This is a genomic window from Arthrobacter sp. Y3224055 (assembly GCF_059090825.1).
Window position 1 is genome coordinate 506,810 of sequence record NZ_JBNHGB010000002.1, and the last position, 26,384, is coordinate 533,193.

Annotated in this window: 19 protein-coding genes; 11 read left to right on the top strand and 8 right to left on the bottom strand. The window is 68.2% G+C overall.

What is annotated here, in order from left to right:
* Positions 1-2: 2 nt before the first annotated feature.
* Positions 3-974 carry a M56 family metallopeptidase gene (locus tag AC5RTY_RS07700; RefSeq protein WP_494139317.1) on the top strand — a complete coding sequence of 324 codons (972 nt, stop codon included), beginning with the start codon at positions 3-5 and terminating at the stop codon, positions 972-974.
* Here the strand turns inward: AC5RTY_RS07700 and AC5RTY_RS07705 are convergent.
* On the bottom strand, positions 971-3,082 hold the full coding sequence (locus AC5RTY_RS07705) for a DNA gyrase/topoisomerase IV subunit B (RefSeq protein ID WP_494013833.1): 2,112 nt from the start codon (positions 3,080-3,082) through the stop codon (positions 971-973). The two genes, AC5RTY_RS07700 and AC5RTY_RS07705, sit on opposite strands and share 4 nt — an antisense overlap.
* A 250-nt stretch (positions 3,083-3,332) precedes the next feature.
* Between AC5RTY_RS07705 and AC5RTY_RS07710 the strand changes: the two genes are divergently transcribed.
* Complete coding sequence (locus tag AC5RTY_RS07710; protein WP_493999501.1) at positions 3,333-3,554, top strand: DUF7455 domain-containing protein; 222 nt, start codon at positions 3,333-3,335, stop codon at positions 3,552-3,554.
* A gap of 282 nt (positions 3,555-3,836) precedes the next feature.
* On the opposite strand, the gene AC5RTY_RS07715 is transcribed toward AC5RTY_RS07710, so the two are convergent.
* The 4 genes from AC5RTY_RS07715 to AC5RTY_RS07730 form a co-directional block, all read right to left on the bottom strand.
* Positions 3,837-5,111 carry an RNA polymerase sigma factor gene (locus tag AC5RTY_RS07715; protein ID WP_494013832.1) on the bottom strand — a complete coding sequence of 425 codons (1,275 nt, stop codon included), beginning with the start codon at positions 5,109-5,111 and terminating at the stop codon, positions 3,837-3,839.
* Between the two features lie 249 nt (positions 5,112-5,360).
* Entirely contained in the window at positions 5,361-6,635 is a 1,275-nt protein-coding gene (locus tag AC5RTY_RS07720) for a DUF4192 family protein (protein WP_494139318.1), read from the bottom strand.
* A 116-nt stretch (positions 6,636-6,751) separates the two neighbouring features.
* A complete protein-coding gene (locus AC5RTY_RS07725; protein ID WP_494139319.1) occupies positions 6,752-8,107 on the bottom strand; it encodes an MFS transporter in 1,356 nt (451 codons plus the stop codon).
* Positions 8,108-8,140: 33 nt separating this feature from the next.
* Positions 8,141-9,142, bottom strand: coding sequence for a proteasome assembly chaperone family protein (locus AC5RTY_RS07730; RefSeq protein WP_494013829.1), 1,002 nt, complete (start codon positions 9,140-9,142; stop codon positions 8,141-8,143).
* Between the two features lie 248 nt (positions 9,143-9,390).
* Between AC5RTY_RS07730 and AC5RTY_RS07735 the strand changes: the two genes are divergently transcribed.
* The 5 genes from AC5RTY_RS07735 to AC5RTY_RS07755 all read left to right on the top strand — a co-directional run bounded on the left by AC5RTY_RS07735 (position 9,391) and on the right by AC5RTY_RS07755 (position 15,465).
* Positions 9,391-10,914: a leucyl aminopeptidase gene (locus AC5RTY_RS07735; protein ID WP_494013828.1), complete on the top strand. Its 1,524-nt coding sequence runs from the start codon at positions 9,391-9,393 to the stop codon at positions 10,912-10,914.
* 181 nt (positions 10,915-11,095) lie between these two features.
* Positions 11,096-12,478 (top strand): dihydrolipoyl dehydrogenase, encoded by a 1,383-nt coding sequence (lpdA, locus tag AC5RTY_RS07740; protein ID WP_494013827.1) that lies wholly within the window; start codon positions 11,096-11,098, stop codon positions 12,476-12,478.
* Between the two features lie 111 nt (positions 12,479-12,589).
* Positions 12,590-14,332, top strand: a complete 1,743-nt coding sequence (sucB, locus tag AC5RTY_RS07745) for a 2-oxoglutarate dehydrogenase, E2 component, dihydrolipoamide succinyltransferase (RefSeq protein WP_494139320.1) — start codon at positions 12,590-12,592, stop codon at positions 14,330-14,332.
* A gap of 176 nt (positions 14,333-14,508) precedes the next feature.
* The gene (locus AC5RTY_RS07750; protein ID WP_494023225.1) at positions 14,509-14,859 is read left to right on the top strand and encodes a hypothetical protein; all 351 of its coding nucleotides are present in this window, start codon (positions 14,509-14,511) and stop codon (positions 14,857-14,859) included.
* A 174-nt stretch (positions 14,860-15,033) separates the two neighbouring features.
* Positions 15,034-15,465, top strand: coding sequence for an OsmC family peroxiredoxin (locus tag AC5RTY_RS07755; protein WP_493987444.1), 432 nt, complete (start codon positions 15,034-15,036; stop codon positions 15,463-15,465).
* 81 nt (positions 15,466-15,546) lie between these two features.
* Here the strand turns inward: AC5RTY_RS07755 and AC5RTY_RS07760 are convergent, their stop codons facing one another.
* Positions 15,547-19,050 (bottom strand): S41 family peptidase, encoded by a 3,504-nt coding sequence (locus AC5RTY_RS07760; protein WP_494139321.1) that lies wholly within the window; start codon positions 19,048-19,050, stop codon positions 15,547-15,549.
* Positions 19,051-19,059: 9 nt separating this feature from the next.
* The gene (locus AC5RTY_RS07765; RefSeq protein ID WP_494139322.1) at positions 19,060-20,811 is read right to left on the bottom strand and encodes a serine/threonine-protein kinase; all 1,752 of its coding nucleotides are present in this window, start codon (positions 20,809-20,811) and stop codon (positions 19,060-19,062) included.
* Positions 20,812-20,915: 104 nt separating this feature from the next.
* Between AC5RTY_RS07765 and lipB the strand changes: the two genes are divergently transcribed.
* The 3 genes from lipB to AC5RTY_RS07780 all read left to right on the top strand — a co-directional run bounded on the left by lipB (position 20,916) and on the right by AC5RTY_RS07780 (position 23,492).
* Entirely contained in the window at positions 20,916-21,632 is a 717-nt protein-coding gene (gene lipB, locus AC5RTY_RS07770) for a lipoyl(octanoyl) transferase LipB (protein ID WP_494013822.1), read from the top strand.
* A complete protein-coding gene (gene lipA, locus AC5RTY_RS07775) occupies positions 21,629-22,633 on the top strand; it encodes a lipoyl synthase (protein ID WP_494013821.1) in 1,005 nt (334 codons plus the stop codon). The genes lipB and lipA overlap by 4 nt, the downstream gene beginning before the upstream one ends.
* Positions 22,634-22,736: 103 nt before the next feature.
* The gene (locus tag AC5RTY_RS07780) at positions 22,737-23,492 is read left to right on the top strand and encodes a DUF4191 domain-containing protein (protein WP_494139323.1); all 756 of its coding nucleotides are present in this window, start codon (positions 22,737-22,739) and stop codon (positions 23,490-23,492) included.
* A 159-nt stretch (positions 23,493-23,651) separates the two neighbouring features.
* Here AC5RTY_RS07780 and AC5RTY_RS07785 read toward each other — a convergent pair whose 3' ends face one another.
* Complete coding sequence (locus tag AC5RTY_RS07785; protein WP_493999487.1) at positions 23,652-24,089, bottom strand: RDD family protein; 438 nt, start codon at positions 24,087-24,089, stop codon at positions 23,652-23,654.
* Positions 24,090-24,323: 234 nt separating this feature from the next.
* On the opposite strand from AC5RTY_RS07785, the gene glnA reads away from it, so the two are divergent.
* A complete protein-coding gene (gene glnA, locus AC5RTY_RS07790; RefSeq protein WP_493967363.1) occupies positions 24,324-25,748 on the top strand; it encodes a type I glutamate--ammonia ligase in 1,425 nt (474 codons plus the stop codon).
* Positions 25,749-26,384: the final 636 nt, after the last annotated feature.

Genomic DNA, 26,384 nt, shown 5'->3' on the forward strand with positions numbered 1-26,384 from the left:
GAATGTTCCTGGCCTCCTACCTGCTGGCCGCCATGGCGGTCATTTTGGCGTGGCCTGCTCCCATCCTGCTCTCGCGGGCACGTTGGACGGCCCGCAGTCCCGGGACGGCGCTGGTGCTTTGGCAGGCCATCGCCCTGGCCGGCGGCCTGTCCATGATCGGCGCCATGCTGACGTGGGGCTTGGAACCGCTGGGAGACCACCTGCTGGCCGGCCTCCGGGGCCTGACCGGCCTTCTGCTGGACGACAGTGCGGATACCGGCCTGGACCTGGTGCACGTGTTCGCGCTCAGCGCCGCCCTGCTGCTGACCGTGCACCTGGTCTTCACGCTGCTGCTGACCTACTACAAGATCCGCAAACAGCGCGGCCGGCACCGCGACCTGCTGAATCTGCTGAGCTCCCCGTCCGAAGACTCCCCGCGCACCCTGGTGATCAACCACCCGGCGCCGGTGGCCTACTGCCTGCCCGGCGGCGGCGGCTCCGTCACGGTGCTCTCGAACGGCCTGCTCGAGTTGCTCTCGCCGGACGAACTGCACGCGGTCATGACGCACGAAAAGGCGCACCTGGAACAGCGCCACGACCTGCTGCTGTGGGCCTTCGCCGCCTGGCGGGCGGCCCTGCCCTGGCTCCCCACCTCGAAGCTGGCCCGGACGGCGGTGAACGAGCTGATCGAGATGCTCGCGGACGACCATTCCCTGAAGACGTCGGCCCGCGAGACGCTGGTGCGTGCGATCGCCGTCGTCGCTGCCGGTGAGCGGCCGCCGGCGGCAGGCCCGGCCGCAAGCCTGGGCGACCCGGCGAAGGGATTGCTCGGCGCCGCCGAGGCGGAGTCCTTTGTCACCGCACACCGGCTGCGGCGGCTGCTCTCCCCTGTTCCGGCCCTTGGCGGCGCGGCCCGGTCCGCGGTACTGCTGGCCGCGGCTTTGCTGCTGGCGGTGCCGACCGTCCTGTTGGTGGCACCCGGGCTGGCGGCCTAGGCGTCGATCCGTTCCCGGTCGAGCATCGAGGCGCCTGCCACGATGAACTCCTTGCGCGGCGCCACGTCGGAGCCCATCAGCAGGTCGAAGGAACGCTCGGCGGCTTCGGCATCCTCGATCCGCACCCGGCGCAGCGTTCGGTGGCGGGGCTCCATGGTGGTTTCGGCCAACTGGTCGGCGTCCATCTCGCCCAGGCCCTTGTAGCGCTGGATCGGCTCCTTGTACTTCCGGCCGTCCTTCTCCAGGGTGGCGAGCAGTTTGTGCAGCTCGTTCTCCGAGTAGGTGTACACCACCTCGTTGGCCTTGGCACCCGGGTTGATGATCTCCACCCGGTGCAGCGGGGGCACGGCGGCGTACACGCGACCGGCGTCAACCAGGGGGCGCATGTAGCGGAAGAAGAGCGTGAGCAGCAGCGTGCGGATGTGCGCGCCGTCGACGTCGGCGTCCGTCATCAGGACGACCTTGCCGTAGCGGGCCGCGTCCAGCTGGAAGCTGCGCCCGGACCCGGCCCCCACCACCTGGATGATGGCCGCGCATTCGGCGTTGGAGAGCATGTCGCCCACCGATGCCTTCTGCACGTTGAGGATCTTGCCGCGGATCGGCAGCAGCGCCTGGTGGTCGGACGAGCGGGCCAGCCGTGCCGTGCCCAAAGCGCTGTCGCCCTCGACGATGAACAGCTCGGAGCGTTCGACGTCGCTGGTGCGGCAGTCGATCAGCTTTGCCGGCATGGAGGACGTCTCCAACGCGTTCTTGCGCCGCTGCGTCTCCTTGTGGACGCGGGCCGAGATGCGGGACTTCATCTCGCTGACGACCTTTTCGAGCAGCAGCGCGGATTGGGCCTTGTCCCCGCGGTTCGAGGACCCCAGCTTGGCGGCCAGCTCCTTCTCCACCACCCGGGACACGATGGCGCGGACGGCGGAGGTGCCCAGGATTTCCTTGGTCTGGCCTTCGAACTGCGGCTCGGCCAGGCGGACGGTGAGCACCGCGGTGAGTCCCGCGAAGACGTCGTCCTTTTCAATCTTGTCGCTGCCGGCCTTCAGCTTGCGGGCGTTCGCCTCGATCACCTTGCGGAAGGTTTTCAACAGCGCCTGTTCGAAGCCGGCCTGGTGCGTGCCGCCCTTGGGGGTGGCGATGATGTTCACATAGGAACGGACCGTGGTGTCGTAGCCAATGCCCCAGCGCAGGGCGACGTCAACGTGGCAGTCGCGGTCGACCTCGGCGATCTTGCTGTGCCCGTTTTCATCGAGTACCGGAACGGTTTCCTTGAACTTGCCGGAGCCGTGGAAGCGCCAGACATCCGTGACGGCGCTGTCGTTGGCCAGGTACTCGACGAACTCGGCGATGCCGCCGTCGTGGTGGAACACTTCCTCGATCGGGCCGTTCTCGCCGGCGGTGCCGGCCAACCTGCGCTCGTCGCGCAGCGTGATCTTCAGCCCCGGAACCAGGAACGAGGTCTGCCGCGCCCGGTTCTGCAGCTCTTCGTAGGAGAACTTGGCGTCCGGGGTGAAAATCTGCCGGTCGCCCCAGTATCTGATGCGCGTTCCGGTCACGCCGCGCTTGGCGGTTCCGACCACTTCCAGTTTGGAGCCCGTGACGAACGGCTCGAACGCGGACTCCGGGCCCGGCCCCCTGCCCGTGTCGATGAACTTGCCCGGCTCGCCGCGGCGGAAGGACATTTGGTACGTCTTGCCGCCGCGGTCCACCTGGACATCCAGGCGGGAGGACAGGGCGTTGACCACGCTGGCGCCGACGCCGTGCAGGCCGCCGGAGGCCGTGTAGGAGCCGCCGCCGAACTTTCCGCCGGCGTGCAGCTTGGTGAACACTACTTCGACGCCGCTCAAGCCGGTCTTTGGCTCGATGTCCACCGGGATGCCGCGGCCGTCGTCGTGGATCTCCACCGAGCCGTCCGGGTGCAGCGTGATCTTGATGCTCTGCCCGTACCCGGCCAGCGCCTCGTCGACGGAGTTGTCGATGATTTCCCAAAGGCAGTGCATCAACCCGCGGGAATCAGTGGATCCGATGTACATGCCCGGCCTCTTGCGGACGGCTTCCAGCCCTTCCAGGACGGAAAGATGGCGTGCTGTGTACTCAGACTTCGTTGGCGCCACGTGTACGAGTGCTCCTTGGCAGACAGAACTGCGGTCCTTGGCCGCGGTCCGCCGCGAATAACGGACCGTTACTAGGCTAATCCCCTTTGCGGGCGGGCTTGTGCACCGCGCCGGAGCGCAGACCGGCATGTGACGCAGCTCCCGGCTGTTACCCACACGTGATACGCGGTGAGCGAAAGTGACCCCATCTTGCGAAGATTTCCGCGCTTCGGATGGTTCTATGGATAGACGCACTCGTAAGGAGGTCATCATGACGACAGCAGTAGCCCCCCGTGAACTGACCGCATTGGACCGATGCGACCGGTGTGGTGCCCAAGCCTATGTACGGGTTGTCCTGGCCTCCTCCGGCGGCGAACTCCTCTTCTGCGGGCACCATGCCCGGCAGCATGAGCCGCAGCTTCGCTCCAAGGCCTCGGAATGGCAGGACGAAACCAGCCGGTTGACCGAAAAGGCCGGCGCCGCCGCCGAATAGGTTCTTTGGGAACGGGCTGCAGCCGCAGCCCGTTCCCGGAGCGGTCCGACAGGTCCGCCCGGTACCCGGTCAAAGGGCGCCGTTCCCCGCAAGGGGAACGGCGCCCTTTGCGTCTCCGGAGGCCTTTCCGCCGGGGGCGCCCGGGGACCTGGCGCCGGAACGCGGAAGCGCTCCCCTTCCCCCGCTGCCGCCGGCTAACGCAGCAGGGCCGGCCTTTTGCGGGTGCCGGTTAACCCAGCAGGGCCGGCCCCTTGCGGGTGCCGGCCCTGCCGCGCAGTCGGATTAGTCCAGGTAGTCGCGGAGTACCTGCGACCGCGACGGGTGCCGCAGCTTGGACATGGTCTTGGATTCGATCTGGCGGATGCGTTCCCGCGTGACGCCGTAGACCTTGCCGATTTCGTCTAAAGTCTTCGGCTGGCCGTCGGTGAGTCCGAAGCGCATGGCCACCACGCCGGCTTCGCGCTCGGACAGCGTGTCCAGCACCGAGTGGAGCTGTTCCTGCAGCAAGGTAAAGCTGACCGCGTCGGCGGGAACCACGGCCTCGGAGTCTTCGATCAGGTCGCCGAACTCCGAGTCGCCGTCTTCGCCCAGCGGCGTGTGCAGCGAGATCGGCTCCCGGCCGTACTTCTGGACCTCGACGACCTTTTCCGGTGTCATGTCCAGTTCCTTGGCCAGCTCTTCGGGAGTGGGCTCGCGGCCCAGGTCCTGGAGCATCTGGCGCTGCACGCGTGCCAGCTTGTTGATGACTTCCACCATGTGCACCGGGATGCGGATGGTGCGGGCCTGGTCCGCCATGGCGCGGGTGATGGCCTGCCGGATCCACCAGGTGGCGTAGGTGGAGAACTTGAAGCCCTTGGTGTAGTCGAACTTCTCGACGGCGCGGATGAGGCCCAGGTTGCCTTCCTGGATCAGGTCCAGGAACAGCATGCCGCGGCCGGTGTAGCGCTTGGCCAGCGAGACGACCAGTCGGAGGTTGGCTTCCAGCAGGTGGTTCTTGGCGCGCTTGCCGTCGTGGACGATCTGCTCCAGGTCGCGCCGCAGGCGCGTCTCCATGGTGCCGTCGTCCTTGGCCAGTTTCTCTTCGGCGAAGAGACCGGCCTCGATCCGCAGGGCGAGGTCGACTTCCTGCTCGGCGTTCAGCAGGGCGACCTTGCCGATCTGCTTCAGGTAGTCCTTGACGGGGTCGGCGGTGGCGCCGGCGGAGACCACCTGCTGGGCGGGGGCGTCGTCGTCGTCGGCGTCGGAGTAAACAAACCCGGACCCGGTCTCGCCGTCCTTGCCCTTCTTGGCGCCGGCTTCCTCGGTGGCTTCTACGTCTTCCTCGGTGGGCTCCGGCTCAACCTCGGGATCCTCGTCGACTTCTTCCGTGGCCAGCTCGGCGGTGTTCGCCTCATCCTTCTTGGCAGCGGCACCGGGCTTGCGGCCGCGCCGTTTGGGAGCAGCTTCCGCCGCTGCCGCTGACTGGGCGCCCGCGCGCTTGGTCGTCGCGGACTTTTTCGGAGCGGAGGCAGCAGTCTCCTCATCGGGAGCTGCAGCAGTCTTCTTGTCCGGTGACACAGAGAACCTTTCGTACGGCGGTCTGTGACGCTACCTGCGGGTAACACCACTATGACCCTGTCAAGTCCGTGAATGAATTCAAACCAAGCCACGGACGCAGGGTCTACATGGCATAACCTGATCCGCGGCGGCGGTATTCCCGCAGGATCTACCGCTGTTTGAAACACGAACCCAACCGGGTCTCGGTTCCCATTGTCTCACGATTCAGACCGCCGGATGAACTGATTTTCGACCGTCGCGACGCCGCGATCATGCCGTCAGGTGCCTCCGTCCGGGCCAGGCGGTCTCCCGCCGGCGCGCCCACACCGGCAGCATTCCGCTGTCTGCCAGTTCCTGCACCAGTTCCGCCAGCCGGTAGCCGGGCAATTCGCGAAGGCAGGCCTCGGCCCGTTGATGCGCATGCGTACCGCGTCCCCGGGCCCATTCGATCCAGGCATGCAGCGTGCCGGCGGCAGCGCGGGAGCGCCCCGCTCCGACGGCGTGCAGGCGGGAGAGCAGGTGTGCCGTGGCGTCCACGCGATCCCAGTCCGGAGCGTGGGGCGACTCACCGATCAAAATTTTGGACCAGCCCCGGGCTGCGGCAGGATCGCCGGACCCGGGCAATGGATCGACGGGCGGCGCGGCGCCCGCCGCCCGGTCCGCGTCATCGAGGAGGCCGGATGCCTCGGCCCAGAGGAACGCCGTCTCGGCGCTGCTGCAGGCGAAGATGGCAATACCGTCCCGTACCGCGTTGTCGCTCAGGCTCGCCAGCAGGAAGGCCTGCGCTTCCGCCGTGAGGGTTCCGGCCTTGTGCGCTGCCAGGGATTGCTCCCAGCGGCGGAGGGTGTGGAAGTAGAAGTCCGCATGGGTCCACTCTCCCGCGCATCCCGCGGCCAGCCGGTCCGCCTCCTGCCGTATCCCGGCCGCGACATCGGGTGTCGCTGCCGGTGCCGGTTCCGGTGCCTGTGCAGCCCCGACTCTCCGGACGGACGTGGCGGTCGCGTACGGCGCGCCGGAGGCTGCCGCCCGTGGGACGGCCACGGCCTCCGCTGCGGAGGCCGCGTAAGTGCTGCCGCTGTAGACAAGTTCGGCGCTCAGGGCACTGTCCCGGATCTGTGACACCGGACGTCCGGGCAGCGGACAGCATTCGGCGTCGGCGCAATAAAGCTCCCGCCAGTGCTGCGGGCCTACCGTCCAGCCCGCGCGGACCGGCAGCCCGACGGCGGCCAAGGAACGGCCGAGGGCGGCCACGAGCCGGGCATGGGGCGGCCGGCCCGGCGAACGCCAGGGGTCGTCCGTGTACAGGATGAGCAGCGCGCAGTCGGCGTCCTCGTCGGAGCGCAGATAGTCCGCCGCCGTTTCGGCAAACAGTTCGAGGTGGCAGCCGTCCCCGCTGGCGGGGAGGTCCAGGCGGAGGGTCGCGCCCAAACGGCCTTGGGAAAGGGCCAGCAGCACCACGCTGTCGGCGGGAAGGAATCCCAGCGCATGCGGCACGAAACCGAGAATGTCGACGGAGCGGCGGGCGGTGAACTTCTTCTTCTCCATGACAGGAGCCTTCCGCCGCTGCCTGCCCGGCGGCCAGCCGAGGGGGCTCCCCTGTGGACAACTGCCCTTCCAAAGCCCAGGTGGAGGAAGGGTGCTCAACGGTGGAGGGAGGGTGCTTAGCCGCCCCGGGTTCCGCCGTTCCCCCTGCTTTCCCGGATCCGTTCGCGCCGCCGGCGGCGCTCCCGTGCCAGCGCATCGCGCAGCGGCGGCACGGTAATCCCGCCGTGCGACATCCGGGTGCGCACGCGTTTGCGCACGGCCAGCATCGCCAGCGTGCCCGCGATCAGGAAGAGGAACTGGAGGCTGAAGGCCAGCTTGAACGAGTCCAGCGCGTACAGGTCGCCCTGCGAGAACCCGCTGGCCAGCAGGGCATCGAGCACCACGCCCATGCCGAGCATCACCAGCAGCGCCGAGATGAAGCCGCCGACGTTGACAATCCCGGTGGCCGTTCCGGCGCGGCTGAGCGGATTGAAGGTCCGGGCGAAGTCGAAGCCGATCATGGAACCCGGGCCGCCGACGGCCACGGCCATGACCAGCAGTAGGAGCAGCCAAAACGGGGCCGGGCCCGGGTAAACCAGGACGCACAGCCAGGCCGCCGACATGGCCCCCACGATCAGCAGGGCCATGGTGGAGCGCCGGAGGGGATGCCGGCCCACCCAGCGGCCCAGCAACGGGCCGGCGACGAAGGAGGTCATGACCGCTGCCGTCATCAGCGCCGAGGCTTCCGTCGGCGTCAGGCCTTGAGCCGACACCAGGAACGGGTAACCCCACATGAGCATGAACACGTTCGCGGGAAACTGGACCGTGAAATGAGTCCACAGTCCCAGTCGCGTACCCGGTTCCCGCCACGCTTCGGCCAGCGACGCGCCGGTCTGGCGGAGGGTCGGCTGCGGGGCCGTCCGCCGGGGTCCCGGCTCGTTGCGGACCACTGCGAGGGCAAGGACGAAGGCCACCGCGGAGAGCGCGGCAACAGAGAGGAAAGCCGGCGTCCAACCCGCCAGGTTAAGGATGGCCACGAACGGGATGACGCTGATCAGCTGGCCGATCTGGCCCAGCTGGCCGGTTAACTGGGTCAGCAACGGAATGTGCTTCCCGCTGAACCAACTGGGCAGCAGCCGCAGCACCGACACGAAGGTCATCGCGTCGCCGGCACCGACGAGGACGCGTCCGGCCAGCCCTTCGGGGACGGAGGACGCGAAGGCCAGGGCGGTTTGCCCGGCCAGCATCAGTACGGCCCCTCCGGCCACCATCATCCGGGGTCCGTATTTGTCCACCATGAGGCCGACGGGGATCTGCAGGCCCGCGTGCACCACCAGTTGCACCACGGTGAACGTCGACAACGCGGCGGCGGTGGCGTCAAAGCGCTCGGTGGCCTGCAGGCCTGCTACGCCGAAGGAGGTCCGCTGGGTGATCGCCACCAAGTAGGCGAATATCCCGCTCCCCCACACCCACCAAGCACGCCGCGAATCCATTGCTCCATCTTGCCCACGGTCCGGGGCGCGGGACTAATCGGCGTCGCCGGACCCCGTGGAGGCTCCTTCGGCGCCGTCGTCGTCGGTGGCAGGCTGAGTGGCCAGGAAGGCCTCCACTGCCGCGCCGATCTCGTCGGCGTCGGGAAGCTCTTCGTTGTCCTTGACCAGCAGCGAGCGGCGCTCTTCATGCCCCGCGTACTCGTCGTACCGCTCTTCCAGCCGGCCGACGACGCGCTGGACGTCCGCGGAGTCCTGTACCTGCCGGTCGATCTGGCTTTCCACCTCGCGTCCGGTCTCGCGCAGCCGGTCTGTGGGCAACGTCAGCGAGGTGGCGGCACCGATGTACTCCAGCGCCGCGACGGCGGCAGGCGGGTACTGGGCGTCGGACAGGTAGTGGGGCACGTGGATGGAATAGCCGACGACGTCACGCCCGGCCTCTGCGAGGCGCACTTCCAGCAGCGGGCCGATGCCGGCCTGCAGCTCCGCCTGGGGTTTCCAGCTGGTGATCCCGTCGATCAGGTCCTGCCGCGAGCCGTGGACGGTGACGCCGATCGGGCGGGTGTGGGGCACCGGCATGGGCAGCGACTGGACCCACGCGACCAGGCGCGTCTGGAGCCGGTTCGCCACCCAGACGACCGCACGGGAGAACCGCTCCCACTGGTAGTCGGGTTCGGGGCCGGTCAACAGCAGGAACGGAGTGCCGAGCCCGTCGACCAGCCGGTACAGCTCGATGGCGGGGGCTTCGTAGTCGGTGAAACGGTCGCCGGCGAAGGTGATGCGGGGCCGCCTGCTGCGGTAGTCCACCAGTTGGTCGGCGTCGAAGGAGGCGACCAGTTGTGCGTCGAGCCCGTCGAGCAGCTCGTCGCCGATCTGCTCCACCACGTGGCCGGCTTCCGCAGCACCGGTGAATCCCATGACGAGATCAAGCCCGCGCAGCTCAGGCGAGTCGAACAACTCCGCGTTGGTCGACATCAGCGACCGTGGATCCAGCAATGTGCCCTCCGTTCCGGCATCGTCTCTTTCCCTGCCGTGCATGCCTCTCGCAATGTTCAGCGCCCGGGCGGGCGGAAAAATTCCGGCCCGCGGGCCGGAGAGCGCGTGCGCGGCACCGCATCCGGTGCGGAGAGACTACGATCGACAGGTGCAGGCCCTGTTCCGGCCAACCTTTTCAAAGGCTCATTCCTGCTGGAACTACTGTAGACACAACGGTAAGCAACCGGTGAGCGGCGGCGGGCACCACCCGTCCGGCCGGCCGGCTGTAGGAGAAGTTAGGACAGATCTGCGTGATCCCCACGACCGAGCTCAAGCTCAGCGCCATTGCCAAGGATGTCAAAAAGGCCAAGTCAGCCGCCCTCGTCATTGCGGTCGGGCAGGACGGAGACGGTCCGGTCCTGCTGGAGAATCCGCTGCCGGCCAAGGCCTCGAAGTCGCTGCAGGACTCCCTTCCGCTGCTCGGCGTCACCGGGGCGGCCGACCAGGTCCACCGCCTGCCGGGGCTGCCCGGGGCCGGGGCGGACGTGGTGGTGCTGGCCGGCGTCGGGAAGCTGCTGCCCGGGCAGGCGTTGACGGAAGAAACCCTGCGCCGCACCGCCGGCTCGGCGGTGCGCCAACTGGCCGGGGTCCGCTCGGTGGCACTCGGCCTGCCGGCCGGAACAGTCGCCGAAGCGGCGGCTGTCGCCGAAGGCGCCGCCCTGGGCGCCTATGACTTCAGCGATCACCGCACCCGGGCGGCCGGGGCCCGCGGCCCGGTGGCCGAAGCCACCGTCATCACGCCGGTTGCCGGCGACAAGGAACTGGCGAAGGCACTCAAGCGGGCCTCGGTGCTGGGACGGGCGGTCAATGCGACGCGCTCCCTGGTCAACCAGCCGCCGAGCCACCTGTACCCGGAGACGTTCGCCGAGGCGGCCACCCAGATGGCCCGGAACCTGCCGGTCAAGGTCACCGTCCTGGACGAGGGTCGGCTGGCGAAAGACGGTTACGGGGGCCTGACCGGCGTCGGCAAGGGATCCAGCCGCCCGCCCCGCCTGGTCAAGGTGGAATACGCGCCGGTCCGGGCCAAGGCGAAGCTCGCCTTCGTGGGCAAGGGCATCACCTTCGACTCCGGCGGCCTCTCGCTCAAGCCCGCCACCGGCATGATGACCATGAAGTGCGACATGGCAGGCGCGGCCGTGGTGCTGAACGCCGTCCTGGCGATCGCCGAGCTGGGACTGCCGGTGAAGGCCACGGCCTGGCTTTGCCTGGCGGAGAACATGCCGTCCGGCACCGCGTCCCGGCCCTCCGACGTATTAACCATGTACGGCGGCAAGACGGTGGAAGTGCTGAACACCGACGCCGAAGGCCGGCTGGTCATGGCCGACGGACTGGCCGCCGCCAGCGAGGAACATCCCGACGTCCTGCTGGACGTCGCCACCCTGACGGGCGCGCAGATGGTCGCGCTGGGAAGCCGGGTGGCCGCGGTCATGGGCGACGAACCCGTGCGCGATGCCGTCAAGGCCGCCGCCGACCGGGCGGGGGAACTGTTCTGGCCGATGCCGTTGCCGGAGGAACTTCGTCCCAGCCTGGACTCGCAGGTGGCAGACCTGTCCAACATGGGCGACAAGTACGGCGGCATGCTGACGGCCGCGATCTTCCTGCGCGAGTTCGTGGGCGAATCCGGCGGCGCGCGCATCCCGTGGGCCCACCTGGACATCGCCGGCCCGGCCTTCAACGAAGGATCCCCGCACGGCTACACCCCGAAGGAGGGCACCGGCGTCGCCGTCCGCACGCTGGTGGCCTACGCCGAGGATGTAGTGGCCCGCAGCTCCTAAAGGCCCGCGCCTCGGGGCGCGCCCGCGTGAATCCGCACACAATCCGGCCTGTTGGGGCCGTCACCAACTAGATGATGGTATGCGGGAGGGCTAAGGTGAGACCCAACCAACTTCGTTCGTCAACCCCAATCAACTCATCGACGTGTCACCACACGTTGCGAACACGCGAGGGAGCGTTCACGTGGCCGATTCGGCAACAGCGCAAGAATTCGACATCCTGATCCTCGGCGGCGGCAGCGGCGGTTATGCCGCTGCCCTGCGCGCCGTGCAGCTGGGCTTCAGCGTCGGTCTGGTGGAAAAGGGCAAGCTCGGCGGCACCTGCCTGCACAACGGCTGCATCCCCACCAAGGCGCTGCTGCATTCCGCCGAGCTGGCCGACCACGCCAAGGACGCCGCTAAGTACGGCGTGAACGTGAGCCTCGATTCCATCGACATGGCTGCCGTCAATGCCTACAAGGACGGTGTCATCGCCGGGAAGTTCAAGGGCCTGACCGGCCTGGTGAAGTCCAAGGGCATCACCGTCATCGAAGGCGAAGGCAAGCTCGTCGGCAAGGACACCATCGAGGTCGGCGGCACCGCCTACAAGGGCAAGAACATCGTCCTGGCCACCGGCTCCTACTCCAAGACCCTCCCGGGCCTGGAAATCGGCGGCAAGGTCATCACGTCCGACCATGCCCTGAAGATGGACACCCTGCCCAAGAGCGCCGTGGTGCTCGGCGGCGGCGTCATCGGCGTCGAGTTCGCCTCGGTATGGAACTCGTTCGGCGTTGACGTCACCATCGTCGAGGGCCTGCCCTCGCTGGTGCCCAACGAGGACCCGGCGATCATCAAGCAGCTGGAGCGCGCGTTCAAGAAGCGCGGCATCAAGTTCAACACCGGCGTGTTCTTCGAAAAGGTGGAACAGAACGACGACGGCGTGGTGGTCACCCTGGCCGATGGCAAGACGTTCCAAGCCGACCTGATGCTGGTTGCCGTCGGGCGCGGACCGAGCACCGCGGGCCTGGGCTTCGAGGAAGCCGGCCTCACGGTTGACCGCGGCTTCGTGATCACCAACGAGCGGCTGCACACCGGTGTCGGCAACATCTACGCCGTCGGCGACATTGTCCCCGGCGTCCAGCTGGCCCACCGCGGATTCCAGCAGGGCATCTTCGTGGCCGAGGAGATTGCCGGCAACAAGCCGGCCCTCATCGAAGACATCAACATCCCGAAGGTCACCTACTGCGATCCGGAGATTGCCTCCGTCGGCCTCAACCAGCCGCAGGCCGAGGAGAAGTTCGGCAAGGACAACGTGGAGACCGTCGAGTACAACCTGGCCGGCAACGGCAAGAGCTCGATCCTGGGCACCAGCGGCATGATCAAGATGGTCCGCGAAAAGGACGGCCCCATTGTGGGCATGCACATGATCGGCGGCCGCATCGGCGAGCAGATCGGCGAGGCCCAGCTGATCGTCAGCTGGGAAGCCTACCCGGAGGACGTCGCGGCGCTCATCCACGCGCACCCCACGCAGAACGAGGCCCTCGGCGAGGCCGCCATGGCGCTGGCCGGCCGCCCGCTGCACGGCTAACAGGCCCTCTCCTGGTGCACCCGTCCCCGCCGGGCGGGTGCACTAGGCTCAAGACAAGACTCGATGTACCGGCCAGGCCGGAAAATAGACTCAAAGGAGAACGGGCACCACATGTCTGAAACCGTGAACTTGCCCGCCCTCGGTGAAAGCGTCACCGAAGGCACTGTCACTCGCTGGCTGAAACAGGTCGGCGACCGGGTCGAAGTCGACGAACCCCTGCTCGAGGTTTCCACCGACAAGGTCGACACCGAGATCCCCTCTCCGGTAGCCGGCGTGATCGAAGAGATCCTGGTCGCCGAGGACGAAACCGCCGACGTCGGAGCCCCGCTGGTGCGGATTGGCGACGGTTCCGGCTCCGGCGAGACCGCCGAAGAAGCGCCGGCGGCGCAGCAGGAGGCTGAAGCCCCCCAGCAGGAAGCCCCCGCCGAGGAAGCCCCAGCACAGGAGGCCCCGAAGCAGGAGGAGCCCCGGCAGGAAGCCCCCGCCGAGGAGGCGCCCGCCGCCGGTTCCGGCGAAGGCACCGAAGTCACCCTCCCGGCCCTGGGCGAGAGCGTGACCGAGGGCACGGTCACCCGCTGGCTGAAGCAGGTGGGCGACACGGTCGAGGTCGATGAGCCGCTGCTCGAGGTCTCCACCGACAAGGTAGACACGGAGATTCCGTCCCCGGTGGCCGGCACGGTCCAGGAGATCAAGGTCGCCGAGGATGAGACCGCAGAGGTCGGTTCGGTGCTTGCCATCATCGGCACCGGCGCCGGCCCCGCCAAGGCGGAGCCGAAGGAAGCCGAGCCGGTGGCCGCCGCGCCTGCCGAGGAACGCGAAGCCCCGGTGGTTGAACCGTCCGCCGAACAGCCGGCCGCCGAAGCCCCGAAGGCCGAGGCTCCCAAGGCCGAAGCTCCGAAGGCCGAGGCTCTGGCCGCCGCCGAGCCCGCCGCGGGCCCGGACGCCGGCTACGTCACCCCGCTGGTCCGCAAGCTGGCCAACCAGCACGGCGTGGACCTGTCCAACGTCAAGGGCACCGGCGTGGGCGGACGCATCCGCAAGCAGGACGTGCTGGAGGCGGCCGAATCCGCCAAACCGGCCGCAGCACCGGCAGCCGCCGCGAAGGCTCCGGCGGACGCCGCGGCCTCGGCCAAGCGCGGCACCGTCGAGAAGGCACCGCGGATCCGCCAGGTGATCGCCCGCCGGATGCGCGAATCGCTGGACGCTTCCACCCAGCTCACCCAGGTCCACGAGGTCGACATGACCAAGGTGGCCAAGCTGCGCGAGCGTGCCAAGAAGTCCTTCCAGGAGCAAAACGGCGTCAAGCTGACGTACCTGCCCTTCATCGCCAAGGCCGTCGCGGAGGCGCTCAAGCAGCATCCGAAGCTGAACGCCGAGTACGACGAGGAAAAGCAGGAGATCACCTACCACAACGCAGAGCACCTGGCGATTGCGGTGGATACCGACAAGGGCCTGCTGGTCCCGGTGATCAATGACGCCGGCAGCCTGAACCTGGCCGGCCTGGCGGGCAAGATCGCCGATGTTGCCGCCCGTACCCGCAGCAACAAGATCGCTCCCGACGAGCTCTCCGGCGGTACCTTCTCGATCACCAACATCGGCAGCGTCGGCGCCCTGTTCGACACTCCGATCATCAACCAGCCGCAGGTGGGAATCCTCGGTACCGGCGCCATCGTCAAGCGGCCCATGGTTGTCCAGGATGAGAACGGCGACGATTCGATCGCCATCCGCTCGATGATGTATCTGTCCCTGACCTACGACCACCGTTTGGTCGACGGCGCGGATGCCGGCCGTTTCCTGCAGACGCTGCGGGCGCGTCTGGAAGCCGGACAGTTCGAGGCGGACCTGGGCCTCTAGCCCGGCCTGCCCCGCGCGACGCACGGATGAGCGGCGGGCTGCGTTCCCAGTGGACGCAGCCCGCCGCTGTGCTTTGTCCCCTCGGCCCGCCAGCCGCTACTACGCCAGGTAGAAATACCCGTCCCGCCGCGGCATGGCGCGGATCTGCGTGCCTCCCCGGCCGATAAGCTGGGCCCATGGACATCCTTTACAGCATTTTCGTCTTCCTGCACATCGTCGGTGCCGCCATGATCGTCGGCATCTGGATAGGCAACATGAAGAAGCCCACCGTCCACCCCCGCCAGTTCGACGGCGCAGCCCTCCAGCTGATTACCGGCGTCATCATGATGGGCCTGATTCCGGCCCTGGACATGGACGCCGACTACGTGAAGCTGACCATCAAGCTGGTCATCGGGCTCGTCGTGGGCGTCCTCGCGTTCATCGGCCGCCGCAAGTACAAGGCCGGCGAACCGATTTCCACCGGCCTGGCCCACTCGGTGGGCGGCCTGGCGCTGCTGAACGTCGCCATCGCGACCTTGTGGAACTGACTTTCCAAAGCTCCTGACGCTGCGGCCGGTCCCGGGCTCCGGGGCCGGCCGCTGTGGCTTAACCCGGTGCCGCCCGGACAGTCCGCGGCAACTCCCCTAGTATGAAAAGGACGGCGCCGGCCGCCCGCGGCCGGGCCGGCATGGAACTCATCCGAGATCGACCAAGGAGGACATATGGCTACAACACGTTCTGCCAGCACCGAGTGGAACGGCGACCTGTTTAGCGGCGCCGGCCAGACTACGTTCGAAACGTCCGGGATCGGCACTTACGATGTCACTTGGAAGGCACGTGCGGACCAGTCCGAGGGAAAGACCAGCCCCGAAGAACTGCTGGCTGCCGCCCACGCCACCTGCTACTCCATGCAGTTCAGCAACATGCTCAAGGAAAACGGGACCACAGCCGAGAGCATTAAAACCTCGGCGGCCGTGGATTTCGTGCCGGGCACCGGCATCACCGAGATTCGCCTGACCGTAAACGCGACCGTGCCCGGGATCAGCGAGGACGACTTCCAGCGCCTGGCCTCCGGCGCCAAGGACACCTGTCCTGTCTCCGGCGCCCTGGCCTCCGTCCCGAGCATCACGATTGATGCCACCCTGGCCGGCTAATCCCGAACAGACCGAAGAACCCCGGCGCATCTTGGATGCGCCGGGGTTCTTCCGTTCACGCCCGGTGCGCCCAGGCGAAGGTCAACGCACATCCTGCGGACGCGGCGGCAGCGGTCCGGGGCGCAGCACGGGATAACCGGCCCGCGCCGGCGGCTGGTCGGTCGGCAGCTCGCCCAGCATCTCCTTGAGGATGCCGACGCTGTGCTCCAGCTGCGGGTCCTCCCCCGCCCCGTACGCGTGCGGCGGGAACGGCACCTCGATGTCCGGGTCCACCCCGTAGTTCTCCACGCCCCAGCCCACGCCCTGGGTGAACCAGAACGCGTACCGCGGCTGCGTGACGCCGGTTCCGTCGGCCAGCGAGAACTTCGCGTCGATGCCGACCACCCCGCCCCACGTCCGGGTCCCGACTACGGGACCAATCCCGCGCAGCTTGCTCACCTGGGTGATGATGTCGCCGTCGGACCCGGCGTATTCATCGGTGAGGACGACGACTGGGCCCCGGGGCGCGTGGGCCGGGTACGTGCCCGGCTGCTCGCCGCGGGCGAGGTTCCAGGCGGTGACCTTGCGGCCGATCAACTCGGCAACCAGCTGGGAGGTATGGCCGCCGCGGTTGCGCCGTACGTCGATGACGAGCGCGTCCTTGGCGGTCTCCACATCCAGGTCGCGGTGGAGTTGTGCCCAGCCGCGCGCCACCATGTCCGGGATATGGAGGTATCCGAAGCGTCCGTTCGATGCCTCGCGGACATTGCGGCGGTTCCCCGAGACCCAGTTCTGGTACCGGAGCCGCTCTTCGTCGCGGATGGGGATCACCGCGATTCGCCGCTGCAGGCCGGCTTCCGGGCTGCCCGCCCCGTTGACGATGGTCAGTTCGACCGTCTTGCCGGCCGCGCCGGCCAGCAGCGGCGCAGGGCCTGCCAGCGGGTCCACGGGGATGCCGTCCACCGCCGCGATCACGTCCCCCGGGTCGACGGCTGCGCCCGGAGCAGTCAGCGGAGACAGCGCCAGCGGATCCGACGATTCTCCGGCGAGGATCTTCTGCACGGTCCAGCCCGCCTCGGTCCGTGCCAGGTCGGCGCCGAGCCGTCCCTGTTTGCCGGAGCCGGGCTCCGCGACCGGCGGGGGCGAAACGTAGGCGTGCGAGGTGCCGAGTTCGCCGTGCAGCTCCCAGAGCAGGTCCACCAGGTCGTCGTGGGATCCAAGCCGCTCGACCAGGGGCCGGTAACGGTCGTAGACGCCTTGCCAGTCCAGCCCGGCCAGGTCCTCGGCCCAGTAGAAGTCGCGCTGCAGCCGCCAGGCCTCGTCGAACGCCTGGCCCCAGACCTTGAGCGGTTCGAGGGTGACCCGGATCCGGCCCAGGTCGACCTGCACGCTCTCGGGCGAGTCGTCGTCGACCTTCCCGGCGGCCGGCACGGCCTTGACCTGCGCCTTGTGCACGTACACGATCCGCTTGCGGTCCTGGGACACCTCGTAGGAGTCCAGCGCCGGCACCAGCACGGAAACCTCCCGGCGGGAGAGGTCGAACCGCTCCAGCCGCTGGGACTGCTCCGGCTCTTCCGCCGACGCGCGGCCTTCTCCGGTGACGCCGGCGGGGTCGCTGGCCAGCCACAGCAGGGCTCCGTCTACCGCGCTGAGGTCGGTGTAGCGGCCCTGCCGGACCGGGACCGGGATGATCCGCTCTCCCAGCCGTTCGGCGTCCACCACCATGTCGGCGACGGCGGGCGTGGCCTGGTCCTCCCCGTTCGGGGATCCGTCGTGATCCTTCCCGGCCGACGGCGGCGCGTCCGGCAGCGTGCCGTGCACCGACGGACCGAACGGCGAAGACGTGGCGGCGGCCAGGGCCACCAGGAACGGCTTGGTCGATTCGGGAAAACCCAGGTCGAAGCTGTGGGTGGAATAGACCGGATCGAAGCTCCGTTCGGAGAGGAACGCGGCGAACTTGCCGTCCGGGGTGAACGCCGGACCATGGTCGCGGAAGCGTCCGTCGGTCACGTCGACGATCCCGCCGGTGCCGTCGGCCCGGGCCAGCCGGAGACGCGTGCGGGTGCCCTCCGCTGTCACGGGCTCGGCCCACAGGATCCAGCGGGAATCCGGCGAGAAGACCAGCTCGCTGATCGCCCCGTGGTCGGTTTCGGAGAGCCGGCGGAGCTGCGCGCTTTCGGCGTCCAGGACCAGTACCTGGCCGTATTCGGTGGCCACTGCCGCCAGCTTGCCGTCCGGACTGGCGGCAAGCGCGCTCACCCGGTCCGGGCCGGGCAGCTCCACGCGGCGCAATTGCTGCGGCTCCAGCGCCTCAGCCGAACGGGCGTCCGGTTCCCGGCCGCCGCTTCCGCCGCCGCCTTGCCTTCCGCCGGACCGCACCTCCACGATGGGCTGGGACTGGGTCGGATGGACGACGGCGGAGGCCGACACCGGGCGCGGCAAGCCGTCGGGCTCCGGTTCGGCGGGGGCCGGCACGGCTGCCGCGGGAGCAGGCTGGTCGGCCCGGGACAGCTGTTCGAAGACCTGGCGGATGTAGAGGGCTTCTTCCCCGTCGTGGTCCGCGACATAGACCACCCGCGTGTCGCCGAGGGGCCGCGCGAGCCGGGCGCGGACGCCGGGCGTCGATTCCACAGCGCGCGACGGGCCGTCCCGGTGGGTCAGCCAGTGCACCGTGCCGTGCGTTTCGATGACGGAGGCGGTTCCCTTGGGATTCGGCACGGCGGAGGCCAGGTGCTTTGACACGTCGAGCGGGCGGCTGCGGCGGCTCGTGGATGCCGAGCCCAGCGTGATCTCAAGCCGGCGGGCCGCGTCCGCGGAATCGAGGGAGTCCAGGATCCAGAGTTCGCCGGCGGACTCGAAGACCACGCGCGTGCCGTCCGTCGCGGCATGGCGGACGTAGAAACCGTCGTAGTCGGTGTGCCGGCGCAGGCCTGTTCCGTCCGGCCCCACCGAATACAGGTTGCCGTAACCTTCGTGATCGCTCAGGAACGCGATCCGGTTGCCGATCCACATCGGGTCTGCCAGGTTGCCGTCGAGTTCGGCCGCCAGGCGCCCGAACTCGCCGCCGCCGTCCCGGTCGATCCACAGTTTGCCGGCCGTTCCGCCGCGGTACCGCTTCCACCACGCCGGTTCGCGCGAGAGCACGCTGCCGACCACGACCGGACGCTCGTCGCCGAGTTCCGGCCCGAACGCGATTGAGTCGACGGGCCCATAGGGCAGGACCCGGGCGTCCGAACCGTCCAGCGGCACAGCATAGGCCCAGGTGTGACGTGATTCTTCGCGTTCGAAGGAACTCGTCACCAGGGCGTGGCCCGCCGGTGTGAATCCTTTTACCTTCGTGCTGGCATGCCCCCAGTAGGTCAGTTGGCGGAATCCCCCGCCGTCGACCGACGCCGTGACGGCCTCGGGGGCGCTGGCCTGCACCACGCTCCAGGCCAGGTGCTGCCCGTCCGGCGAGAACCTCGGGTTCCGGGCCGGCAGTTGCAGTGACGAGACACGCCACGCCCGGCCGCCGGCAAGGGGGGCGACCCACACGTCGTCCTCAGCGACGAACGTGACCAGATCGCCGTGCACGTGCGGGTAGCGGAAGTAGCTCGATGAAGTCATGCCTCGATCTTAGTCACGGCCTGTGCTGGCCCCGGGGTCATCCGAGCGGCGGGGCGCCTCGCGGACTGACTGGATCAGCCAGCCGGCGTCCCGCCTCACCATCTCAAGGTGGACCCGTTGCACGCTGGGTTCGGCGCGTCGTCCCAGCACGCTGCCGTCGGCGGCCACCTGCCGGTACGCCGACGTGCTGACGGTTGCGGCCACCCATTCCTGTGGCCCTCCGCCTGGTGGCGCTGGATCAGCCGTTACCTCCTCCACCGTGGTTTCGAAGCCGTCGAGCCAACTGCCGGAGCCTGCCAGTGCAGCGATGATGCCTTGGTCCGTGTCCATGACGGCCGTGCCGGGCATATTGACCCGGTTAAGCAGCGTTGCGTCGCGCGTCCTGACGGCCTCGGTGCGCAACCAGGCCAGGGCCGGCACGGCCGCCGCCGCATCGCGGCCCCGCAGCGCCCGTTCCAGTTCCGCCGGCAGTACCCGGGCTTCGGGGGGAGCCGGGTCCTGCCCTTCGCGCTGCGCCGTGGACACCTGTTGCACCGACCGGCCACCACCAGGCGATGAGACCGTATCCGGATCGCTCGGCGGAGCAGGCGCTACGTTGCCGGCCAGGGCGAACAGGATGCCCGCTGCCGCCGCGGCCGCGGCGACCGCCAACGTGGCCGCGGCCCGCCGACCGGGGGCGGGCCGGGCACCGCCTCCACGGCCGGCCCCGGCTGACGCCCGCGGAAACGGCGGCAGCGGACCCCTGTCCCGGCGGCCGGCAGCCTTACCCGCCGCCTGCCGCCGGGTCAGCAACTGGCTGGCAACGGAAGGATGAGCCGACGCCGTCAAATCCAGTGCCTCCGGCTTTGCGGCCCGGATCGCCCGGCGGGCGAACTCCGCCGCCGAGGGGCGCTCCCCTGCACTCTCGGCCAGTCCGTCTTCCAGGAGGACCACCAGGGGATCTGGCACCTCGGGCACCAACGCCGCCAGTGGCGGCCGCTGCGCGGTGGCACCGGGCACCCGGCCGGTGAGCGCGAACCAGCCGATGGCTGCCAACGCATAAATGTCCGCCTCGGGATCCAGCCGGCCGCCGCCGGAACCGCTGCGCGGTGCACCGAACCCCGGCGTGCCCGCCGCCGGTGGGCGGTCGCTGCCCAGCGCGCGAGCGACGCCCAGGTCGGCCAGCATCGGCTTTCCCACCGCGGTGAACAGCACGTTGCCGGGCGATACGTCCCCGTGCACGGTCCCGGTCCCGTGCAGGTAATCCAAGGCCTGGGCTATCGGAGTCAGAATCGTCACGGCCTCGCCCACGGCCAGCGGGCCGCGGGCGGCGACGAGCGCCGCGAGCGAGCCGCCGGCAGCATATTCCAGCAGCAGCCCCGGCCCGCGGTCGGTTGCCACTTGTCCGTGGACGGGCAGCAGGTGCTCGTGCCGCGCCCCCGCCAACAGGAATAGTTCATGGTCGGCGGCAGCGGCCGCGGCCCCCGGTTGCCCCTCGGGGGCAACCGCCCAGGGAGCGGGCTCCCCCTCATCGGCGGCTAATACGTGCCGGGCAGGGCGCGGCCCCGGCCGCGGGCGTTCGGCGTCGTCGGAGGAGGAGGGAACAGTGGGCGCAGACAGCACCTTCAGTGCGTACTCCGTTCGGGTCAGCGCGTCGCGGACCAGCCATACCGAGGCCGAGGCGCCGCTGCCCAGCCACCGCTGCACGTGCAGCCCCGGCGCCGCCGGCCGCGGCGGTTCCTGCCCGACGGAGGCCGCCCCGGGTGTCTGCCCATCTTCCATGGACCACTTGTACTCCGTTTGGCCGCGGGGCGCAGGAGTTATCCACAGCACTTGAGTCGTTACACAAATAGCAGTGCCCGGCCCCCGGAGCGTAGTCTTGCTGAATGGCTCTTGAGTTTTCTCGGCTGGGCTTCGCCCCTGACTACGTCGATTATGAAGAAGGCTGGGCGCTGCAGCGCAAGCTGCACGCCGAAGTCGTGGCGGGCACGGCGCCCAGCACCGTGTTGTTGCTGGAGCACAGCGCCGTCTACACCGCCGGCAAGCGGACCGAAGACCATGAGCGGCCGTTGGACGGCACCCCCGTGGTCAGCGTGGACCGTGGCGGCAAACTGACCTGGCACGGCCCCGGCCAACTGGTGGGTTACCCCATCGTGGCCCTCCCGGATCCCACCCGGGTGGCCGACTACGTTGACATCCTCGAGCAGGTCCTGATTAATGTGCTCGCCGATTACGGCGTGGCCGGCACCAGGATGGAGGGCCGCTCCGGCGTCTGGATCGAGGCCGACGAGCGCGGGCCCGCCCGCAAGATCGCCGCCATCGGCATCCGCGTCAACCGCCGGGTAACCATGCACGGCTTCGCGCTCAATTGCCGGAACGACCTGGCACCCTACAGCCAGATCATTGCCTGCGGCATTACCGACGCCGGCACCACCACCATCCAGGCCGAGACCGGGCTGGACGTGGCCCCGGCCGACATCGCAGACCGGGTGGAGGAAGAACTCCGCTCGTTCGAGACATCCCTGGTCAAGGCCGGCACCCCCGGCCCCGCGGCCACCGACACCGACCCTGGCCACCGCCAGACCGAAGGAGCCCTGTTGTGACGCTCGCCCCTGAAGGACGCCGCCTGCTGCGCGTCGAGGCCCGCAATGCAGCCACCCCCGTTGAGCGCAAGCCGGACTGGATCAAGGCCAAGGTCAACATGGGCCCCGAGTACGTGGGCATGAAGAACCTGGTCAAGAAGGAGGGGCTGCATACCGTCTGCGAAGAGGCAGGCTGCCCCAATATTTTCGAATGCTGGGAAGACCGCGAGGCGACGTTCCTGATCGGCGGCTCCGAGTGCACGCGCCGCTGCGACTTTTGCCAGATCCATACGGGCAAGCCCTCCCCCGTCGACATCCTGGAACCCACCAAGGTAGCCCAGTCGGTCCAGCAGATGAACCTGCGCTACGCCACCGTCACCGGCGTGGCCCGCGACGACCTGGCCGACGAGGGCGTGTGGCTCTACGCCGAGACCATCCGCAAGATCCACGAACTCAACCCCGGCACCGGCGTCGAAATCCTGATTCCGGACTTCTCCGGAAAGCCCGAACACATCACGGCCATCTGCGACGCCAAACCGGAGGTATTCGCGCACAACGTGGAAACCGTGCCCCGGATCTTCAAGCGCATCCGGCCGGCCTTCCGCTATGAGCGTTCGCTGGATGTCATCACGCAGGGCCGCGACCAGGGCATGGTGACCAAGTCCAACCTGATCCTGGGCATGGGCGAAACCCGCGAAGAAATTTCCGAGGCGCTGCGCGATCTCCACGCCGCCGGCTGCGACCTGGTGACCATCACGCAGTACCTGCGCCCGACCGAACGCCACCACCCGGTGGAGCGCTGGGTGAAGCCGGAGGAATTCGTGGAACTAAGCCAGGAGGCCGAGGACATCGGCTTCCTGGGCGTGATGAGCGGGCCGCTGGTGCGCTCGTCCTACCGGGCCAGCCGCCTCTGGGCCACCGCGATGCGCAAGAAGGGCCTGGAGCTCCCGCCCCAGCTCGCCCATATCGGCGAATCCGGCAGCACCCGCCAGGAAGCCGCCACGCTGATTGCTGCCCGGTAGCTGAACCGCCGGAACCGCGGTCCGGGAGCCTGCCGGCTGCCGGGCCGTTGCCGTGTCCGCGTACGGCACGAGTGCCTCCTGGCTCACGATAGAATTGGACATTATGGCCCATAGCACCGATTCCGACGCCCCGAAGCGGGGTCTCTTCTCACGCAAGCCCAAGGCTGGGAAACCCTCCAAAGCCAACAAGCAGCCCGGCCGGCTGAAGCAGATCGGCCAGGTCTTCCGGATGACCCGGCGCAACGACCCGAACGTCGTCTGGTTCATGCTGCTGGCCTTCCTCGGCATCGTCGCCGTCGGCCTGGTCATCGGCCTGCTGATCAACAACTGGGTCACGCTGCTGATCATCTCCTTCCCGCTGGGCCTGCTGGCCGCCACCTTCATCTTGTCGCGGCGCGCCGAACGTGCGGCGTTCTCGCAGATCGAGGGCCAGCCCGGTGCTTCCGGCGCGGCCCTCAGCGTGCTGCGCCGCGGCTGGATCCTGCAGGACCAGCCGGTGGCCGTAAACCCGCGCACCCAGGACGCCGTCTTCCGCGCCGTGGGCCGCCCCGGCATTGTGCTGGTCACCGAGGGCCCCTCGCACCGCGTGCGGCAGCTGGTCGAGTCGGAGCGGCGCAGGCTTCGCCGCATCCTGCCCAACGTCACGATCCATGTGATCGAGACCGGCCGCGGCGAAGGCCAGGTGGAGTTGAGCAAGGTGGCCAAGACCGTGCAGAAGCTCAAGAAGGAACTGACCAAACAGGAAGTCAGCGCCGTGGACAAGCGCCTGTCGGCCCTGGGCAGCAACAAGCTCCCCATCCCCAAGGGCGTGGATCCGTTCAAGGCCCGCCCGGACCGCAAGGCCATGCGCGGCCGCTGAGCGTCCCGCCCGTTAAACCCGAAAGGCTGCCGGTTTCACCGGCAGCCTTTCGGGTTTAACGCATCGCGCCAGACAGCAGGCTTGAGGCCTGCAGTGAGGCGCCGGCTCAGCGGGGCGCCGGGACGGTGGTGCTCACGGCACGATCGAGGAACGCTTGGCTCAGCGGCGCACCAGCACGGTGCCCATGGCGCGATCGTGGAAGCCTCGCTGGTCGGGGTCGAAAATAACCGCCGGAATCACCAGGCACAGGAGGACGGTGCGCACGACGGCGGCCAGCAAGCCGGGGGCGGAGCCGTCGAGTTTGCGCACGTGGATGCCGAGCAGTCGGTGGCCGAAACTGTAGCCGAGCGTCCCCACCAGCAGCAGCTGCTCGACGGCGAACACCCCCAAGATGGCCAGCTGGCTGCCGCCCAGGAAGGCGTTCGCGATCGCGTAGCACAGGAGCCAGTCGATGAGCAGCGCCACGAACCGGCGCCCCGGACGCGCAATCGAGCCGGGCCCGGATTGCGGGAGCCCGAGCCGCTGCCCGGGCCATTTCTGGATGTTGGACTGCGGGGGGCCTTCGAGCCAGGAACCAAGATCGCGTCTGCTTACCACCCCTCAAGTTTACCGGTCCAGCCTGTAACGGGGTTTCCCCGGGGTGCGGGCCAGAGTTCCCGCCGGTAAAGCGTGAAGGCCACTGACGGTAAACTTGCAGTGCACATCGATTTCGTAACCTGCCCGAAACACTTGCGACACTGTCGGGAAATTCCCTGCTCCTATTGTTGTAACTGTTGCCGGCCCCGTACAGCGGAGGCAGGTTCCCCCAGAATGCGTAAGGAGCATGACCCGATGTTCAAGAATGCGGACGAGGTCCTCAAGTACATCGCCGACGAAGACGTTAAGTTCGTCGATATCCGTTTCACCGATCTGCCCGGCGTCCAGCAGCACTTCAACGTGCCGGCCAAGACCGTTGACGCGGACTTCTTCGTGAACGGCCAACTCTTCGACGGCTCCTCGATCCGCGGCTTCCAAGGCATCGCCGAGTCCGACATGCAGCTGATCCCGGATGTTTCGACCGCCTTCATCGATCCCTTCCGCGTCGAGAAGACGCTGGCGCTGAACTTCTCCATCGTGAACCCGCGCACCGGCGACCCCTACCACCGCGACCCCCGCGGCGTGGCCGAGCGCGCCGAGGCGTACCTGGCCTCCACCGGCATCGCCGACACCGCGTTCTTCGCCCCGGAAGCCGAATTCTTTATTTTCGACGACGTCCGCTACCAGTCCAGCCCCGAGCATTCCTTCTACAGGGTGGACTCGGTCGAGGCCTACTGGAACTCCGGGAAGCGGGAAGAAGGCGGGAACCAGGGGTACAAGACCCCGGTCAAGGGCGGCTACTTCCCGGTGGCCCCCACCGACAAGCAGGCGGACCTGCGCGACGCGATCTGCGTGGAGCTGGACGCCGTCGGCCTCGAGGTCGAGCGCTCCCACCACGAGGTCGGCGCCGCCGGCCAGGCCGAGATCAATTACAAGTTCAGCACGCTGACGCACGCGGCCGACGATTTGCTGAAGTTCAAGTACATCGTCAAGAACGTCGCCGACGCCTGGGGCAAGTCCGCCACGTTCATGCCCAAGCCCGTGTTCGGCGACAACGGCTCCGGCATGCACTGCCACCAGTCGCTCTGGACCGGCGGGCAGCCGCTGTTCTACGACGAGAAGGGCTACGCCGGCCTCTCCGACACGGCCCGCTGGTACATCGGCGGCCTGCTCAAGCATGCTTCCGCCGTGCTGGCGTTCACCAACCCGACGGTCAACTCATACCGCCGGCTGGTCAAGGGCTTCGAGGCCCCGGTGAACATGGTCTACTCGCAGGGCAACCGGTCGGCCGGCATCCGCATCCCGATCACCGGCTCCAACCCGAAGGCCAAGCGCATCGAGTTCCGTGCTCCGGACCCCAGTTCCAACCCCTACCTGGCCTTCGCCGCGCAGCTGATGGCGGGCCTGGACGGCATCAAGAACCGAATCGAGCCGGCCGACCCGATCGACAAGGACCTGTACGAGCTGCCCGCCGAGGAAGCCAAGGACATCCAGAAGGCTCCGGGTTCGTTGGAGGAAGCGCTCGAGGCACTGGAGGCGGACAACGAGTTCCTGCAGGCCGGCGGTGTCTTCACCCAGGACCTGATCGACACCTGGATCGCCTACAAGCGCGAAGAGGAAATCGCGCCGCTGGCCGCCCGCCCGAACCCGTACGAATTCGAGCTCTACTACGGCTGCTAGCTAGATTCCGCGGCTAATGGGGTTAGTCCGCAGAGAGTCCGTACGAGGGGCCATCACTTCGGTGGGGGCTGCTCGTGCGGACTCTCCTTTGTCCGGGATCTATTTGCCCGTAAGTGTCCAGCGTGGTCTTCGCCGAGGCGTGACGCAGGCACCGCTGCACTACCTTCACATCAGGCCCGAGGCGATCAGCAGCGACGCGAAGTAGTGCCTCAGATCTTGGTAGCGGAATCCTCCGGCAACCCCTCTACAGAAACGCGCACGTCGCGAAAATAGCGTTCTAGAGTATACGGAGCCATAGGACGACCCACTCCGACGCGACGATGGTTTCCGAACCGAACCGGGCCGGCATCTTGCTTAGCTCAAGTGCGAGATCTCGTGAAATGGGAATAGGCGTCGTGGAGATTTCAGTCTTTAGCGGTTTGTTAGGATCCTGCACAGCGAGCGATACGACCCCGCGCATGAAGTCCACGTCCTCACAACGCAGGGCGACAGCCTCAGCCACACGTAACCCGGCGAAGGCGGCTAACAAGATTGCTGGCCGCATGGTTTCCGGCATAGCGTTATGCAGCGCCCAGAGCGCGGCGACGTCGGGCAGGGCATAACGTCCGCGCTCTCCGCTAGCGTGGACCTCGCCGG